We start from the raw sequence: 17930 nt of genomic DNA on the forward strand, positions 1-17930 counted from the left end.
TCAGTTGCTTTTAGGAGCGGCAGGGGATGGTGGTTCTGCAGATACAGGCTGATGCACATTTTCGGGCACCCCTACAAACATCATGGTATCCCCTACCGGCTCAAAGGTGAAAGTCCGGAAGGCGATGGCTTCATCGACCTGCACAATGGGATCCAGTTTTACCGCACTCATGCCCGACCCGAATAGCATAGGAGAGATATGCAATTGTAAAATATCCACTGCGCCGTCTTTAAGGAATCGGGAGGTGGTAGTCGGCCCACCTTCCAGGTAGACGCTGCGAATGCCCCGTTCATATAATGCCTCCAGCACCTGTACGGAACAAACCCGCCCATCAGAAAGAACAGGCAGTTTGGTATATTCTACAGGCGCATCTGTTGCTGATGCCGTTGCACCGTACACGAGTATGGGCTGATCACAGGCATGGAGCAATGAGGCGTAATTGGCATCGGGCCGCCCGACCACCACTCTGACGGGGTGCTCTCCGGGCACATGCCTCACCGTTAGGCGCGGGCGGTCAAAAGCCAGTGTCCCGCCACCAATTAATACCGCATCGCACAGTGCCCGCATACGGTGAGCGTGCACCAGGTTTTCATCGTTGCCGATCCATTTGGAATGCCCGGTTGCGGTCGCGATCTTGCCATCAAGCGACTGGGCAAAATGGGCTACCGTACAGGCTCTTCCTTTGGCTTCTGCCATCTGAGGCATAAAAAGATAGGGAAGGTAAGCCCGCAGTTGCCGCAATGCAGCCAAATCGAAATCGCCATGTTTTTGGAGACTGAAGCGTACGGTATCTGTTTTCTGCAAGTAGGCCTGTCCGGGTGGCGGATGATGAGGGGCTTTGCTGATCCCGACATAAACGACATCGTCAACGGATAGGTATTGATTGACCGCCACATCTCCGGATTTGGAAAGGCAGGCAAAGTGAACAGGCTCAGTAGTACGTGACAAGGCAGCACGCATGGCTAAAATCCCATTCCATAGCCCATTGGTCATAATTTACAACTTAAAAAGATGCCCCATTTCGTCCTGCTTGGTCTTGAGGTAATCAAAATTTTCTTTTTGCGGCTTGATGATCAGGGGTACCCGGGTGATGACCTCTATATCCGCATCGTCAAATGCACTAATCTTTTCCGGGTTGTTAGTCAGCAGGTTGATCTTTTCAATGCCCAGTTCCTGAAGCATTTCAATGGCAATATTGTACTGCCGGGCATCTACCTCCAGGCCGAGGTGCAGGTTGGCATCCACCGTATTCATGCCTTTATCCTGCAAGTTATAGGCTTTCAGCTTATTGATGATACCGATGCCCCGTCCTTCCTGCCGCAGGTAGAGCACTACCCCGCCCTGCTCAGCAGCCAGCCGCAGGGCTTCCGCCAGTTGCTCGCCACAGTCACACCGCTTCGACCCAAATAGGTCGCCGGTAATGCACTCGGAGTGCAGGCGGACCAGCACGGGGCCCGAGGGTTTCGCATCTTTGTGTATCAGCGCCAGGTGGGGCATCCAGTCCTCATCGCTTTCTGAAAAGGCGACCATATTAAACTCGCCCCAGGGCGTTGGGATCATGGCTTCTGCCTGCCGTTTCATTGCTTTTGTACTTTTTTGCTGAATCTGCTTTACCATCCCCATGTTGATCTTAACCGATGCGGATTATGTTCGTCCATTGAAATCCGCTCAAAAAGTTTTTAATTTACATTTGAAACCTTATTCAGCGTGAAAAGTTTCGCGCCGGCCCAAAGGGCTCACCCCCGCCAACCTCCTAAAGACTATGGTGGATAAGCCTCAAGTCCAATATACAGCCCTTATACTAGCCGCTTTGTGACATTCATCATTTTATTTTTCTAAAACTAATGCTAGCTTTGTAGTGTCTTACGAAAACTAACTATGAAGAGAGTTGCTCAATTTATGGCGTTGTATTTCCTGCTCGGCAGTTTCCTGCCCGGAGCAGACTTCAGCCAGTTGAGCAAACTCCCGGTCGCGCTCAAGCACTTCCGTTTGCACAAAACCCTTGCTGCGGAACAAGGCAACACGGTTTCCTTTCATGCTTTTATGGGCGCGCACTTCTGGAATCCCGATCATCACGATCACGGTGACGGGGGGCAGAGCCACAAGGATCTTCCCCTGAAGCATATGCATTCCTTTGACCACCTTGTGCTGCAAGTTGCGTACGCGATTTCCTACATGCCGGCAGAAGTCGTGCATTGCCTTACGGAAAAGCCCCACCGCTTTTTGCCGCACCTCCACCTCACTAATGTCTTCCGACCACCCATTCCGGCCTGATCGCACGCTGCGTACTCTGTGGCGCTAAGTGCCCGTAACCTCAATTGCTGCTGGTGATTTTGACTGCTTCCGGCTCCGGGTGGCAAAGCTTATCCTTCGTTTAGGCCCGGCTTTGCCTGCCATGAGCGCCTGAAAGCGCCCCCTAAGTTGCCCATCCGGCTTTTGCTGCGGTGCCCGGTGCCACCTTTCTCTAAAGTCTGAATTCAACAAAACATGATTAAAGCAATCATTGAGTTTTCCGTACGGAATAAACTCATCATCCTTTTGTTAGTCGCAGGGCTGATCAGCGCAGGTATCTACAGCCTGTCCCGTCTCCCCATTGATGCGGTACCTGACATCACCAACAATCAGGTACAAATTGTAACGGTCTCCGGCTCCCTTGCACCTCAGGAGGTCGAGCAATTCATCACGTATCCGGTAGAGGTCGCCGTAGCCAACATTCCCGATGTCACCGAGATCCGCTCCATCTCCCGATTCGGGCTTTCGGTGGTCACCGTTGTTTTCGAGTCGGGCGTACCTGTACTGGAAGCCCGGCAGTATGTCAAAGAACAGCTGGGCATGGCAGAGCAGGAAATCCCGCCCGGCTTGGGCACACCGGAACTGATGCCTATTACCACCGGGCTGGGCGAAATCTACCAGTACGTGCTGCGGGTAAAACCCGGGTACGAAGACCAGTACAACCCCATGGAGCTGCGCACCATTCAGGACTGGATCGTCAAGCGGCAAATGGCAGGTACCAAGGGCATCATCGAAATCAGCAGCTTTGGGGGCTACCTGAAGCAGTACGAGGTCGCCCTTGACCCGGTAACCCTGCAGGGCTATGACATCGCTATCAGCGAGGTCTTCGATGCGCTGGCCCGCAACAATCAAAACAGTGGGGGAAGCTATATCGAGAAAAACACGAATGCCTACTACATCCGTACGGAAGGTATGGTCCATAGCTTCTCCGATATTGAGCAGATCGTAGTGTCCAACCGAAATGGCACGCCCATCCTGATTAAAGATGTAGGCACGGTCCAACTGGGCAGCCCCAAGCGGTTTGGTGCTATGACAATGGACGGGAAGGGAGAAGCCGTGGGCGGCATTACCCTGATGTTCAAAGGAGCCAATTCTTCCGAGGCCATTGCTAATGTGCATGACCGCATTGAGCAGGTCCGGGAGTCTTTGCCGGAAGGCATAGAGCTGTACCCCTACCTCGACCGCTCCGTGCTGGTGGGCAAAACCATTGGTACCGTAAAAAACAACCTGCTGGAAGGCGGGCTGATCGTTGTCTTTGTGCTGGTCCTCCTGCTGGGCAATTTACGGGCCGGGCTGATCGTCGCTTCGGTTATCCCGCTGGCTATGCTCTTTGCACTCATTCTGATGAGCTACTTTGGCCTTTCAGCCAACCTGATGAGCCTGGGCGCCATCGACTTCGGTATCGTGATCGACGGTGCCGTGATCATCGTGGAGGGGGTACTGCACGCCTTATTCACCTACCACGTGGGCAAACAGCTGACTCAGGCACAAATGGACGACATTATTATCGACGAGTCTGCCAAGTTGTTCCGGGCTGCCGTATTCGGTGTCTTCATCATTCTTACGGTCTTTATCCCCATCATGACACTCACGGGCATTGAGGGCAAGATGTTCCGCCCCATGGCCATGACTTTCAGCTTTGCGGTGCTGGGCGCGCTCATTCTTTCGCTCACCTATGTGCCCATGATGACCGCCTGGGTGATGCCCCGCAACCTCAAGGCGCATCATACTTTTGCCGACCGTATCGTGGGCTTTTTGCGTAAACTCTATCGCCCGACTTTAGAAATTGCGCTCCGTTTGCCGCGATTGGTCATTGGTGCAACGCTGGCGGTTCTCGTTGGGGCTATACTGCTGTTCCGCACCCTGGGCGCGGAGTTTCTGCCTACGCTGGAAGAAGGCGACCTGGCTATGCAAATGGCCATTCAACCGGGCAGTTCTTTGCAGGAAAGCGTCAAGACTGCTACCAAAGCCGAAAAGATACTGCTGGACAACTTCCCGGAAATTGAGCACGTCGTTTCCAAAATTGGTACCGCCGAGGTCCCTACTGACCCTATGGCAATTGAAGATGCGGACATCATGATCATCCTCAAGCCACAAGGGGAATGGGTGAGTGCCAACAGCCGGGAAGAGCTGGTGACCAAAATGAAGGGAAAGCTCGAAGTTATTGCCGGTGCTTCCTTTGAATTCACCCAACCTATACAGCTGCGTTTCAATGAGCTGCTGACGGGTGCGAAGACGGATATTGCGGTGAAGATTTTCGGAGAAAACACCACGGTGCTCAAGCAACAGGCCGACCTCGCCGCTGATATCATCAAGGGCATTTCCGGTGCCGGGGATGTCAAAGTGGAACAAACGGAGGGCCTGCCTCAGCTCATGGTAGACTTCAACCGGCAGAAGATTGCAGAGTACGGACTGGATATTGAGCAGCTCAACACCCTGGTACGTACTGCTTTTGCCGGTGAAACGGCAGGAGTGGTCTTTGAGAACGAGCGGAAGTTCGACCTGGTGGTCCGCCTGAAGGAAAACAGCCGGCAGTCGCTGGACCTGCAGCAGCTCTTCGTGCATCTGCCCGATGGCCGTTCGCTGCCGATGAGTGAAGTGGCCCGGGTGCACTACACCGAAGGGCCCATGCAGATTTCCCGGGAAGGGACCCGCCGCCGCATCAATATTGGAGTGAACGTCCGGGACCGGGATGTGGCCAGCCTGGTGGCCGATATCGAATCCCAGCTTAAGGCGGGGCTCAATCTACCAGCAGGCTACTTTGTGCAATACGGAGGGCAGTTTGAGAACCTGGAAGCGGCAAAGGCGCGCCTGAGTGTAGCCGTTCCTGCTGCTCTTGCCCTTATTTTTGTACTGCTTTACTTCACCTTTGGCAAACTGAAATACGCCCTGATGATCTTCACCGCTGTTCCTACCGCTGCGGTAGGTGGCATCCTTGGGCTTTGGCTCCGGGGCATGCCCTTCAGTATCTCTGCCGGGGTTGGGTTTATTGCCCTGTTTGGGGTAGCGGTACTCAACGGTATTGTCCTCATCAGCCACTTCAACCGGCTGCGCTACGAAGAAGGGTACACCGATATCCGGAAGGTCGTCATCGACGGTGGGCTGGCCCGGATGCGCCCTGTAATCATGACTGCTATGGTAGCGGCACTGGGTTTCCTGCCGATGGCGCTTTCCACTTCCAATGGCGCGGAGGTTCAAAAGCCCCTGGCTACGGTGGTCATCGGCGGGCTGATCACGGCGACCTTGCTCACACTGCTGGTACTGCCGGTGCTGTACTACCTGACCAATAAAAACCTGAAAATACCGGGGCTGGCTACCGGTACGGCTGTTGTGGCACTACTGCTATTCGCTATGCCCATGCAGGCGCAGCAACCCCTTACGCTGGAATACGCTACCCAGCAGGCGATGGAACGCAATCCGGATCTAAAGAGCGGTGCCCTGGGCATTCAGCAGGCGCAGCTGGGCATTACCGCGGCACGGGAAGTCCCACAGACGGAATTCATGGCCGGCTTCGGACAGTACAATACGACGATGGGTGACTATCAGTTTGCCATCACTCAGCCTTTGTCCCCGTTTGGGCTGAATGCAAAGCAGGAAACTGCCGCACGGGCACAGCTGGCCCTTTCGGGGAGTCAGCAGGCTCTGCTCGAGCATCAGGTAGCCTTTGGGGTGAAGCAAAACTGGCAAAACTGGCTGGCCAGCCAGGCACGGCTGCAACTGTACGCCCGTCAGGAGCGCTTGTTCCAAAACCTGGCAGACAGAGCAGCCCTTCAACTGCGGTCGGGCGCTATCGACCGCTTGTCGTATACGCTGGCCCAACAGCAACTCACCCAGGCTCAAAGTACCACCCAGCAAGCGGTGCAACAAGAGGAGCAGGCTTTCATGCGCTTGCAGCAGTTGGCTTACAGCCCGGAGACCGTTCGCACGGAAGACACGCTTAGGGCGCTGCCAACCAGCGTAGTGGACACCTCACAGGCCTTGCAGGCTTTCCTGCGCCCCCTGGAGCAGGAAACACAGGTTGCGCAAGCTAATGCAGACGTAGAAGCACAGCGCCTTAAGCCACAACTGTCCCTTGGCTATATGCAACAAAGTATCCGCCCGGATATCCCACTGAGTGCCGTTCAGATCGGGCTGCGGGCACCGGTTTTCCAAAAAAGCCAACGGGCACGTATTGCACAGGCCGAACTGGAAGCCGATAAGGCTGCTCAGCAATTGCAGGGGCAGCGGCAACGCCTGGAGCAGGAAAGGCAAATGGCCCGGGCCCGCCTGCAACAACTGGCACAACAACTGGAAGTACAGGCCCCCGAGCTACTGGCTCAGGCCGAACGGCTCCGCCGGCTGGCCCGCCTGCAACTGGAGCAGGGCGAAGTGGACTATTTCCAATACGCCCAGAGCATGAATATCGCCCTGAGCAGTGAGCTGGAGCGTATTCAGCTGATTGCACGCTACAATGAGGCCGTACTTTTTCTCGAATTCTTATCTCGATAACCTAAGGGGGAAACCCACAAAAAAAATAACCACCATGAAATACGTATTTTTCATCTTCTTCATCGCTGCCAGCCTTACTGCCTGTCACAACGATACGGCACCGGTCAGCACTACTGAAACGGAGACTTCTGCTGATGCCGGGGCCGATGAGCATATTCGCCTAACTGCTGCTCAGATGCAGCAGGCCGGCATCCAAACGGGCCAGCCCGAGCAGCGGGAAATACCCACTTACCTGTCCTGCTCCGGCACGATAGATGTACCCCCGGCTTATCAGCAGGCGGTGCACAGCCCGGTGATGGGCTTTGTGCGCAATATCCGCCACCTGCCCGGTGAGCAAGTCCGTCGGGGCGAACGCCTGGCCAGCATTGAGCATCCCGATCTCGTGCGCCTGCAGCGTACCTTCCTGGAGACGGCTGCCCGGCTGCCTTATCTCCAAAAGGATAAAGACCGCAAAGCAGAGCTGGCCGAATCGGATGCTGCTTCCCAAAGAGATTACGAACTCGCGGTTTCGGAACTGGCTATTATGCAATCCCGGTACGAAGGCCTCAAAGCAGAGCTTCAACTGATTGGGATCAATACACAAGCCGTGGAAGAGACGAAGACCATTCAATCCTCTATCGCACTGACTGCCCCTTCCAACGGGCAACTGACGCAGATGGAAGTCCGCTCCGGGCAGCTCGTACAGCCCGAAACGATGCTTTTCCAAATTACCGACGGCAGCCACCTGCACCTGGAGTTGGAAGTCTATGCCAAAGACTTGCACAAGGTTAAGAAAGGGCAACCCGTCATCGCTAATTTACCGGGTATGGAAACACCGGTCACCGGCACCGTGCACCTGGTCAATCAGAGCATCGACCTGGCGCAAAAGACAGCCCGGGTACATGTACACCTCGATGAGCCTACCCCACAGCTGGCCATTGGCAGTTTCCTCTTTGCTAAGGTTCAGACCGACACCCGCATGGCACTGACCGTACCGGAAGAAGCTATTGTGCGTTCCGGTGAAGAGGCTTATGTTTTTCTGGAAACAGCAGACGGGTTTCAGAAAATGCTGGTGAAGCCTGGCGTTGCCGCGGATGGGTACGTGGAAATAAGTGGCAAGGGCATTTCTGACCGTACGCCGGTGGCACTTAAGGGCGCATATTATATTAATGGTACGGAGTAGAGGCACAAAGTGAGTGGAGGTGTCTTTGATTTCAGAGGGTGCCTTCTTTGTCCGCTGTGACTCAGGCGGCGATTACAGAATCGCGGCCTGAGTCCATCTGTCAGGTCGCGACTCTAAAGTCGGCACCTGACTAGAAATCCACAATAAGGCCCCCGTTCCATTCCGACCGTCCTTGGTGGCGATCTGGTAAAAATAAAGGACGAATGGATGGCCGGTGGCGTCCTACAAAACCTGGGGCTCGCCCGCTAAGTCATTCCAAAGTAGCTTCAAAATCCCCATCTCGCACCTGAATCGTATCTGGTAAATCATTACCGCCAACGAATACTGTATCGCGGATAGCCGTAAACTGAAAAGCACCTTGTACAAACTGTGTTTCTTCGTTATACTGGATAATATTGACCCCGTTATCAATAGCGGAGGTATCCAGGTAATACCAGTACAGGATTAGAAAGTCATGCCCATCATCTGAAATTGTCCGCACACTTGCAGAGGGACTGTTGTTATCTTTCACCCCTAATTTCCTGAAGACCTTCTTTTATCAAACTTAACCTCCGCTCCCTTCTCCTTTGATCCTAATGGGTGACTCTGCCTGGCAACTCAAAATGGCATTGAGCTAACTAAACCGCACATCGGTTTCAAATTCATAGAATCTTCCCGCTGGTTTTCAGGAAACAGCGTGCCTCTTCCCATCTTTTCCCGAAGTATGTTATTTTTACCGCTAACAACCATAAACGACCTGACACCCATGACCGCAAAATCCAACCTTCCCAACCGCGCGGAGCGCAGAAAAGCTCAGCAGCGCAAACAACGCAACCTTATCCTGTTGATGGTCATTCTCGCACTCCCCGTAGTAGGGGGGCTAATCTATATGTCTATGCCAAAATCCACGCCCAATGCCTCGGGGCCTCAGTTTACCAAACAGGGTACGCTTACGTTTTATGCAGAGCAGGGCGGTCAGGCGATCAGTACCATTGATCTTGAGATTAAAGCCGATGATATGGGCCGGGCAGAAGGCATGATGTGGCGCAAGTCCATGGAAGAGGATCAGGGCATGCTGTTCATTATGGAGCGGGCGGAGCCGCAGTCCTTTTGGATGCGCAATACTTATGTCCCCCTCGACATTATGTTCATCAGTGAAGAACAGCGCATTCTGAATATCCGCAAGAATGCACAGCCCCAAACGCTGAGCCCGCAGACGAGTCAGGGAGATGCTAAATACGTACTGGAAGTGATTGGGGGCCTGTCCGATAAGCTGGGGGTAAAGCCGGGCGACCGGATTGAGTTTGAGCGGCAATAGACAAAAAAAATCCCCCCGACGCGGTCGTGCCGTGCCGGGGGGATTCTAAATATCGTACTAGAAAACCCGCTTGCGGGGTTGTTTATCAGCTTTCGAGGGCAGCTGCACCACCCACAATCTCGAGAATTTCATTAGTGATGGCTTCCTGACGCGCTTTGTTGTAGGAAATCTTGAGGTCGCGCAGCAATTCCTGAGCGTTCTCGGTTGCCTTGTCCATAGCGGTCATACGGGCACCATGCTCGGAGGCATGCGTATCCAGCACGTACTTCTGAAACTGGGTCTGCAGGATCGTAGGAATCAGGTATTCCAGCAGTTCCTTTTTGCCCGGCTCGAAGATATAATCTGCCATGAGGCCTTCCACTTCGTTTTCTGTAACTTCGGCTTCGATTTTCGGAACAGGCAGGAATTGCTCCACCTGAGTAACCTGCGTGGCTGCGTTCTTGAACTTGCCATAGGCTACGTCTACTGCATCGAAATCTTCATTCTCAAAATACTGAATCAGCATTTTGGGCACTTCCGAAACGTTGTCGAAGCTCAGGTTATCAAAGAGGTCGACATAACCCGGGATAAAATCCAGGTCCGGGTAGCGTTTCTTGAAGTACTCCGCCCCTTTTTTGCCGATGCACAACATACTAAGGTTGCCGCTTTCACGCAAAGCAGCATACTTGGTATTCACCAGGTTGGCAGCCGCTTTAGAGATGTTGGAGTTGAAGGCTCCACAAAGACCACGGTTGGAGGTCACCACGACAATACAGGCACTTTTAACCTCGCGCGCTTCACCGAGGCTGCTGCCCGCGTCTCCTTCAAGATTGGAAAGGATATTGCGCAATACCTGATTCAGCTTATCAGCATAGGGGCGCATTTGCACGATTGCATCCTGAGCACGGCGCAGCTTCGCAGCCGACACCATTTTCATCGCCTTGGTAATTTGCTGAGTATTCTGAACCGACTTGATCCGGTCCCGTACCTCTTTTAAGTTAGCCATCTATGAGCAATTTTGCCGGCAGCCACAGGGGCTGCCGATCAAATAAACGATTGTCTTACTTCTTGTACTGTGCAGACAGCTCGGCTGCCAGCGCTTCCAACTTATCTGTTGCCGCTTTCTCCAGCTTACCCGCCCGGAAAGCCTCCAGTACATCAGGATGCTGCTTTTCCAGGGTAGTCAGGAAGAGCTCTTCGAACTCCTTTACCTTCTCTACCGGTACATTGCGCAATTTGCCCTTCGTACCCAGGTAGATAATGGCTACCTGCTTCTCTACGGATACCGGAGAGTACTGTGGCTGCTTCAGGATTTCAACGTTGCGCTTACCTTTCTCCAGTACTGCCGTTGTTGCAGCGTCCAGGTCAGAGCCGAACTTGGAGAACGCCTCCAGTTCGCGATACTGTGCCTGATCGAGCTTCAGCGTACCGGATACTTTCTTCATCGACTTGATCTGAGCCGAACCACCCACACGGGATACGGAGATACCCACGTTGATCGCCGGGCGTACACCCGCGTTGAAGAGGTTGGACTCGAGGAATATCTGACCGTCGGTAATGGAAATTACGTTGGTTGGGATATAGGCAGAAACGTCACCTGCCTGCGTCTCAATGATCGGCAGGGCAGTCAGTGAACCGCCACCTTTTACGATTGGCTCGCCATTTTCGTCTTTAGCGTTTGCCAGGGTATCCGGCAGGTCATTCATCTGACGGGCGATTTCGTCGTTGTTGATGATCTTCGCTGCACGCTCCAAAAGGCGGGAGTGCAGGTAGAATACATCACCAGGGTAAGCCTCACGGCCCGGAGGGCGGCGCAGCAGCAGTGATACCTCACGGTAGGCTACCGCCTGCTTGGAAAGGTCATCATAGATGATCAGTGCAGGCCGGCCCGTATCGCGGAAATACTCCCCAACCGCAGCACCTGCGAATGGAGCGTAGAACTGCAGCGGTGCAGGGTCCGCAGCCGAAGCCGAAACGATCACAGTGTAGTCCATCGCTCCGTTGTCTTCGAGCGTCTTCGCTACGTTGGCAACTGTTGATGCCTTCTGGCCGGAAGCTACGTAGATACAGTAAACCGGCTCACCGCGCTCGTAAAATTCGCGCTGATTGATAATGGTATCGATCGCAATCGCAGTCTTACCCGTCTGACGGTCGCCAATGATCAGCTCCCGCTGTCCACGGCCAATCGGAATCATTGCGTCAATCGACTTGATACCCGTTTGGAGTGGTTCGTTTACCGGCTGACGGTAGATTACACCCGGAGCTTTGCGCTCCAGCGGCATTTCGTAGGTGGTCCCTTCAATCGCGCCTTTGCCGTCAATCGGCTCGCCGAGCGCGTTCACAACGCGGCCCACGAAACCTTCGCCCACATTAATGGAAGCGATGCGGTTGGTACGCTGTACGCGGCTACCCTCACGGATGCCATCACTTGGCCCCATGAGTACCACACCCACGTTGTCTTCTTCCAGGTTCAGGACGATGGCCTGAGTACCGCTATCAAATTCTACCAGTTCACCAGCCTGTGCTTTGGTCAGGCCATACACACGCGCAATACCGTCACCTACCTGAAGTACGGTACCGTACTCTTCAAGTTCGGTTGCGGAGCTGAAACCGGAGAGTTGTTGTTTGAGTATTGCTGAAATCTCATCAGGTTTTACATCAACCATATCTGAAAAATTTTATCACTGCGCGGTGCAGCGGGTTTTCTAGTATTAATATCCGTTTACTTGGACAACTGCGAAACGTACAGGTTGTCCCTGAATTGACGCTTCAGCTCTTCCAGCTTGTTAGCCAGGCTGGCGTCATAAATTTTATCATCGAACTCCAGTACGAAGCCACCGATCACATCGGGGTCAACCACTGAGATGATTTCCACTTTATCGTCTGTAGCTTTACTTCCCAGCAATTTGGCTTTGATGGCCTCTATCGCCTTTTTATCCAGGGCCGTCGCTGTTGTCACTTTGACCGTGGAGATATGCATGAACCGCTTGTACTGTGCCAGGTACTCATCGACGATCTCCGGCATATAGCTTTCGCGCACTTTGGTAGCGAGGATATCCAGGAATGCAGAAGTCAGTTTATCAAACTTCCCTTCGAAAAGGATTTTGAAAATCTGCTTCTTCTTGTCGGTTCCTACCACAGGGCTTTTGAGCAACAAGTACAAGTCGCGGTTGCTGAGCAGTGTCTTGAAGGTCTTCATGTCCTCCGTAACGGCCTCGAGCTTATTCTGCTCCTGGGCCAGCTCGATGAGCGACTTTGCGTAGCGGGAAGCTATTCTTTGTACAGACATATCAGTTTATAATTTTCGATAAGCAATGCCGGGGCAGACCTTACCGATAGCTTAGTTCATTTTGATGTCATCAACGAGGGCGTTCACAAACTCCTCCTGACCTTTCTTATTGTCTAACTGACGGCGCAGCAGCTTTTCAGCGATTTCGATAGACAGTACGCCTACCTGATTTTTCAGATCGGTCATAGCCGCCTTACGCTGATTTTCGATGTCCTGCGTCGCGCTATTCACGATTTTGCGGGCTTCGTCCTGTGCTTTTTCTTTTGCCTCTTTGACGATCGAATCTTTCATTTCCTTTGCTTCTTTCAGGATTTTGGCGCGCTCTTCCTGAGCCTGACGCAGCAGCTCTTCGTTCTTAGACTGCAGTGCGGTCATTTCCTCGCGGGCATTGCGGGCCTCGTCGAGGGCATCCTGAATATCGTTTTCCCGCTTTTTCAGGGCATTTTGGATAGGTCCGAAAGCCATACGGCCGAGCAGCGCCCATACCAGCACGAAGATCAGAGTCGTCCAGAAGATCAGGCCCGGATCGGGCTTGATAACGGAGAAGTCAGCCAAAAACAATACGTTAGCCATTGTATCGAAAATGTTTAGAAGGTTTTTTATTGAAAATTTAGCTCACTCAAGCCAGGGCGGGCAGACAGCCAACCGCTGCTGCGGCCGCCCTGAGCTTAAATTTTCATGCCTCAGCGGGCAAATTAGCCCAGCAGGCCTACAACGATCGCAAACAGTGCCGCACCCTCTACGAGTGCTGCTACGAGGATCATGTTGCTTCGGATATCACCGGCAGCTTCTGGCTGACGTGCGATAGCTTCCATTGCTTTGCTACCGATCAAACCGATACCGATACCTGCGCCGAGTGCTGCTAATCCAGCTCCAATTGGTCCCATTGTTATGAGATTTTATATGAGTGAGTAAATTAAATACTTAGTGTGCATGAGCTTCATCGTGGTGGTGCTCCTCTACTGCGGCTCCGATATAGGAAGCAGAAAGGATAGCAAACACGAAGGCTTGCAGGGCCGCCACAAGCAGCTCTATCAGGTTCATAAAGGCGGTGAACAAGCCACCGACTACCGCACCTGCGGCTGCCCCTCCTGTGTTGGCACCGTTGTCGCCAAAGAGGAAGATCAAACCGATCAGGCTCAGAATGATAATGTGCCCCGCTGAGATATTCGCAAACAAACGAATCATCAGGGAGAACGGGCGGATGAACAAGCCCAGTATCTCCACCGGTGTGAGGATGATCTTCACCCAGCCCGGGATGCCTGGCATCCAGAATACGTGCTGCCAGTAGTCTTTCTTACCATTCAGGTTCACCACGATAAAGGTGAAAACTGCCAGCACCAGCGTTACCGCAATATTGCCGGTTACGTTTGCACTGCCCGGGAAGAAAGGAATGAGGCCCATCAGATTGCAAAACAGGATGAAGAAGAACAGCGTCATCACGAATGGCTGAAAGCGCTCGTAGTGCTTTTCGCCAATCATCGGCTTGGTTACTTCATCGCGCATAAAAACAAAGAAGACCTCAAAAAACGACTGAATGCCCGATGGCGCCTTGCCTTCATTCTTCTTGTAACCGCGTGCGACCGCATTGAAGATGAAGATGAGCAGCAGTGCTGCCAGCAGCATGGTGAAGACATTCTTGGTAATAGAAAAGTCGTAAAAAGAGGTGATACCGCCCCCCATCATTCCACCATCAAGGGTGCTGGGTGCGTCTAGCTTGTAAGATTCGTTTTCGTAGTTGACGTAGTAAACATCCTTTTCCTTTCCGTCTTCGGTTGTTTCGACCTTATGGTCAATATGCCCCACATGGACTTCGCCGGTTGGGAAGGAAGGGTCCGCTACGCGATTGATGCGGCCGTGGTTGAGCACGTAGCCATCAACGGCGGTATGCCCATGCTCAAACATGCTGGACAAGCCGGTTGTCCAACCCTGCTCCGGCGCATAAAGCATAACCGGGAGCGGAATGTGCACGTCTTTCCAGACGTGAAACTCGTTGGCATCCGCAATGTGGTGCATAACGGTAGCAACCGGGTCGTAACCACCGCCGTGCTCTTCGTTCTGATTGTGCTCATCGTGCCCTTCAGCATGTTCGTGTTGAGCATGATCGTCGTGTTGCGCAAACGTTGAGTTTCCGAAAGCCGTGAGGGCCAGGGCCAGTGTCAGTATGCAGAACTTCTTGATGTCCACTTTCACTATTCTTATGCTTTAGTAGGCTTTGCTTAATAGAGGTGCAAAAACCAGGACCTTTAGAAATCGGCACAAAAGTAAGGCACTTTAGCATATTAGTGAAACGTACAACCTTTTTTTTCAAATGGACTTTGAATTGCAGGGGTTGAGAAACAGAGAGTTATAGCCGTTGTTCTCAAATAATATAGGGTGGTATTGCAAACAGGGGACGCTGCAGCGTTTTTTGTTTCCCCAAACCAATGCACAGCGGAATTATTGTTTTCCCACCTGGCCGCCTGGCCTAAGCGGAATTTTCTGGTATTCGGGGCCGGCCGGAAGGTTATTGCTCGTTATTCCTATCGTAGTATTTGTAGCCAGTCGTGGGTTTTTGCTCTTTTTCGTCCGTTTGATCATTCTTACCTTCCTCTCCTTCGCCAAATAAAAGGTTGCTCCAGAAAGTTTTGCGCTTTTCCCGGCGCAGCTCCCGCTCTTGCAGCTGCGATTGATAGGCCCGGACCCGCTGCACATAAGCTTCATCCGATTCTCCGGCTTGCCTGGGGGGCACATTAATGACCCGCCCCTGTTCATCTTTATAAGGCTGATCCAGCAAACGGCCGAACAAGCTTCGGTTGTCTTCAAAGTAATAATAGCCATCCTCGTGGACGGCCAGGATGGGCATTTCCTCCAAATAAGGCGGGCACTGCATAAGTGCCGAGACCGTATCCGCCGGTGCCGAAAACCTGGCATAACGCACTGATTTGTAAGCCTTATCGCGGTACACTTTCCTCATAAACGAACCGTAGATCGGCAAAGCAGTGGACGAAGCCTGCCCCCGGTAAAGGGTCCGGAAGTGTACCTGCGGCCAGGAACCGCCTACCCAGGCACCGGCTACCAGTTTGGGGTTAAACCCGACGAACCAGCCGTCAGATTGGTTCTGAGTGGTGCCTGTCTTGCCTGCGATATCATTATACAGCCCATAGTGGTACCGGAGTTTACGGGCTGTGCCGCTGTCGACCACAGATTCGAGCATCCGGATCATCATATCCGCCTGCGGCTCTTCCAAAACGCGGGGGAAGCGCCGGGGATTGGGGCGCTCAAAGGTCACGAGGACCTCACCATCGGCGGTTTCGATACGGTCCAGGTAATGCCACTCCGGCCGGCGGCCACGGTTGGCAAAGGTGCCGTACACTTTCGTCATTTCATACAGCGAAGCCTCTACAGCCCCCAGAGAAATCGAAGGCACCGCAGGGATGTGGCTTTCAATGCCCATCGCCCGCCCCAGTTGCCGAACGGAATCGATGCCGGAGCGCATCATGATCTCCACCGTTACGGTATTGACCGAGTTGCTTAGTGCGCCTTCCATGGAGTAGACGCCTTCGTAAGCCCCATCGGCATTACGGGGAGACCAGTTGTCGTATTTGGCATAAGCCACCTGCCGGTTGTAGGTATATTCGCAGGGCAGCATCCCGCCCTGCAGGGCCGTAGCATAAACCACCGGCTTGAAGGTGGAGCCGACCTGCCGTTTGGCAAATACATGATCGTACTGAAAATACTTGTGGTCAATACCGCCCACCCAGGCTTTGATCATTCCAGTGGAAGGGTCAGCAGCGAGGAATCCGGCATTCAGCATCGTGAGGTAATACTTCACCGAGTCCAGCGGGCTCATCTCGCGTTCTTCTTCTCCATTTTTCCAACTGAAGACCGTCATAGGGACCGGCTGCTGAAAAATGGCTTCGATTTTTTCTTCCGATACGCCCCGGGCCTTTAGGTCCTGGTAGCGATCTGATTTGCGTACCGCTCTTTCCAGGACTTCGTTGCTGCCCCAGGGCGTACCCTTTTTCCAGTCCTCGTAGAAGTTTTCCTGTACTTTGGCCATCTCTTCCTGTACGGCTTCTTCAGCATAGCGCTGTAGCCGGGCATCTAATGAAGTGTAGATACGTAAGCCATCGGTGTATAGATTATAAGGTGTGCCATCAGGTTTGGTATAGCCTTCCAGCAGCCCGCTCAGCTCATGGCGGAGATGCTCCCGGAAGTACGTGGCCAGGCCTTTATTGTGCCCCTCGGGCCGGTAGTCGGCTACGAGCGGTAATTGTACGAGTGAGTCCTTTACCTCTGCACCCAGGTAACCATAACGGACCATCTGCCCCAGCACGATATTGCGGCGGCGCAGGGCATTCTCCGGGTGGCGCACCGGGCTGTAGTAAGTGGTCGCCTTCAGCATGCCCACCAGAACGGCTGCTTCCTCTAGGTTGAGGGCTTCCGGAGACTTATTGAAAAAACGCTGAGCGGCCACCTTGATACCAAATATCCCCTCTCCAAAAGAGACCGTATTCAGGTAGAGCCGCAGCAACTCTTCTTTGGCATAGGCATGCTCCAGCCTGCGGGCAATCAGCATTTCCCGCATCTTGTTCACCACCATCGAAAGCACCAGGTACTCCTGCCTCGGATAAAGGTTTTTGGCCAACTGCTGACTCAGGGTGCTCCCCCCGCCAGACGATTCGTCCATCAGTAGGATGGATTTTACCAGGACCCGGGCTGCTGCGCGTACATCAATGCCGCTGTGCTCGAAGAACCGGGCGTCTTCCGTAGCGACAAGCGCATTGATCAAATCAGGGGATATCTCCTCAAAGTCGGCATTGATCCGGTTTTCCACGTAGTATTTCCCCAGCAATACACCGTCTTCGGAATAGACCTCCGACGCGTTGTGGTTGCTGATGGCCTGTAGTTCCGGATAGCCGGGTACCGGGCCGAGGGCTTCAACGTACACCAGCCCTGCGATCAGCAGCACAGACAAAAAGCCTAAGATACCCAGCCCGCCAGCCACCAGGCCTGCGATGGCCCAGCGTGGGTACTGCGCGTAAAAACCTAAAGCACGGGACCGGAGCCGCTCCCATTGGTTGAAAATCCAGTTCTTCGATTGCTCCAGAAAGTTTGAGTTTGGCTGCTGCATTTAAAACACGAAGTCCGTTTATTTTTTGATGCCCTTGCAGTCTGTCGGAGAAGTGTCCTCTATTCTGCAAACGGCAAATATTGCTATCGCCACATCAGTACATTTCCGATTGGCTGATGGTCTAACGTCAGACGTTGCTTCTTTATTCCATCAAAGCCAAACTATTAGAGCGTGTTGGGACTTTTGTCTTCTAGTCGAAAACTAACAATTTTTTGGTTAGACGAGGCACGAAAACCGGAGTTTAGCCTTAGCTAAATGAGGATTTTCGGGACGAAGTATAAGCAAAAAAGTGTAGTTTGCAGGCCGA

Annotated in this window: 14 protein-coding genes; 4 read left to right on the plus strand and 10 right to left on the minus strand. The window is 53.1% G+C overall.

The genetic code is table 11. From position 1 onward, the window contains the following. Both RIC19_RS00945 and ribA read right to left on the minus strand, forming a co-directional pair. The gene (locus RIC19_RS00945; protein ID WP_350175891.1) at positions 1-993 is read right to left on the minus strand and encodes a RibD family protein; all 993 of its coding nucleotides are present in this window, start codon (positions 991-993) and stop codon (positions 1-3) included. Positions 994-996: 3 nt separating this feature from the next. Beyond that, entirely contained in the window at positions 997-1581 is a 585-nt protein-coding gene (gene ribA / locus RIC19_RS00950; protein WP_350175893.1) for a GTP cyclohydrolase II, read from the minus strand. 297 nt (positions 1582-1878) lie between these two features. Between ribA and RIC19_RS00955 the strand changes: the two genes are divergently transcribed. From RIC19_RS00955 to RIC19_RS00965, 3 genes are all read left to right on the plus strand, one after another. Next, entirely contained in the window at positions 1879-2274 is a 396-nt protein-coding gene (locus RIC19_RS00955) for a hypothetical protein (RefSeq protein WP_350175895.1), read from the plus strand. 213 nt (positions 2275-2487) lie between these two features. Further along, entirely contained in the window at positions 2488-6780 is a 4293-nt protein-coding gene (locus tag RIC19_RS00960; RefSeq protein WP_350175897.1) for a CusA/CzcA family heavy metal efflux RND transporter, read from the plus strand. A gap of 34 nt (positions 6781-6814) precedes the next feature. Then, a complete protein-coding gene (locus RIC19_RS00965) occupies positions 6815-7942 on the plus strand; it encodes an efflux RND transporter periplasmic adaptor subunit (protein WP_350175899.1) in 1128 nt (375 codons plus the stop codon). Positions 7943-8192: 250 nt separating this feature from the next. Here the strand turns inward: RIC19_RS00965 and RIC19_RS00970 are convergent, their stop codons facing one another. Next, positions 8193-8423, minus strand: coding sequence for a hypothetical protein (locus RIC19_RS00970; protein ID WP_350175901.1), 231 nt, complete (start codon positions 8421-8423; stop codon positions 8193-8195). Positions 8424-8687: 264 nt separating this feature from the next. Between RIC19_RS00970 and RIC19_RS00975 the strand changes: the two genes are divergently transcribed. Beyond that, positions 8688-9239, plus strand: a complete 552-nt coding sequence (locus tag RIC19_RS00975) for a DUF192 domain-containing protein (RefSeq protein ID WP_350175903.1) — start codon at positions 8688-8690, stop codon at positions 9237-9239. Between the two features lie 85 nt (positions 9240-9324). Here RIC19_RS00975 and atpG read toward each other — a convergent pair whose 3' ends face one another. The 7 genes from atpG to RIC19_RS01010 all read right to left on the minus strand — a co-directional run bounded on the left by atpG (position 9325) and on the right by RIC19_RS01010 (position 17623). Next, positions 9325-10224, minus strand: coding sequence for an ATP synthase F1 subunit gamma (gene atpG, locus RIC19_RS00980; RefSeq protein WP_350175905.1), 900 nt, complete (start codon positions 10222-10224; stop codon positions 9325-9327). Positions 10225-10279: 55 nt separating this feature from the next. Next, complete coding sequence (gene atpA / locus RIC19_RS00985) at positions 10280-11884, minus strand: F0F1 ATP synthase subunit alpha (RefSeq protein WP_350175907.1); 1605 nt, start codon at positions 11882-11884, stop codon at positions 10280-10282. A 56-nt stretch (positions 11885-11940) separates the two neighbouring features. After that, the gene (gene atpH, locus RIC19_RS00990) at positions 11941-12507 is read right to left on the minus strand and encodes an ATP synthase F1 subunit delta (protein ID WP_350175909.1); all 567 of its coding nucleotides are present in this window, start codon (positions 12505-12507) and stop codon (positions 11941-11943) included. 51 nt (positions 12508-12558) lie between these two features. Continuing rightward, positions 12559-13080 (minus strand): F0F1 ATP synthase subunit B, encoded by a 522-nt coding sequence (atpF, locus tag RIC19_RS00995; protein WP_350175911.1) that lies wholly within the window; start codon positions 13078-13080, stop codon positions 12559-12561. 122 nt (positions 13081-13202) lie between these two features. Beyond that, on the minus strand, positions 13203-13394 hold the full coding sequence (atpE, locus tag RIC19_RS01000; RefSeq protein WP_044217773.1) for an ATP synthase F0 subunit C: 192 nt from the start codon (positions 13392-13394) through the stop codon (positions 13203-13205). A gap of 37 nt (positions 13395-13431) precedes the next feature. After that, positions 13432-14700 carry a F0F1 ATP synthase subunit A gene (atpB, locus tag RIC19_RS01005; protein WP_350175913.1) on the minus strand — a complete coding sequence of 423 codons (1269 nt, stop codon included), beginning with the start codon at positions 14698-14700 and terminating at the stop codon, positions 13432-13434. Between the two features lie 313 nt (positions 14701-15013). Further along, a complete protein-coding gene (locus RIC19_RS01010; protein ID WP_350175915.1) occupies positions 15014-17623 on the minus strand; it encodes a transglycosylase domain-containing protein in 2610 nt (869 codons plus the stop codon). Between the last annotated feature and the right edge of the window lie 307 nt (positions 17624-17930).

Source organism: Phaeodactylibacter sp., assembly GCF_040219495.1.
In the GTDB taxonomy this organism is placed as follows: domain Bacteria; phylum Bacteroidota; class Bacteroidia; order Chitinophagales; family Saprospiraceae; genus Phaeodactylibacter.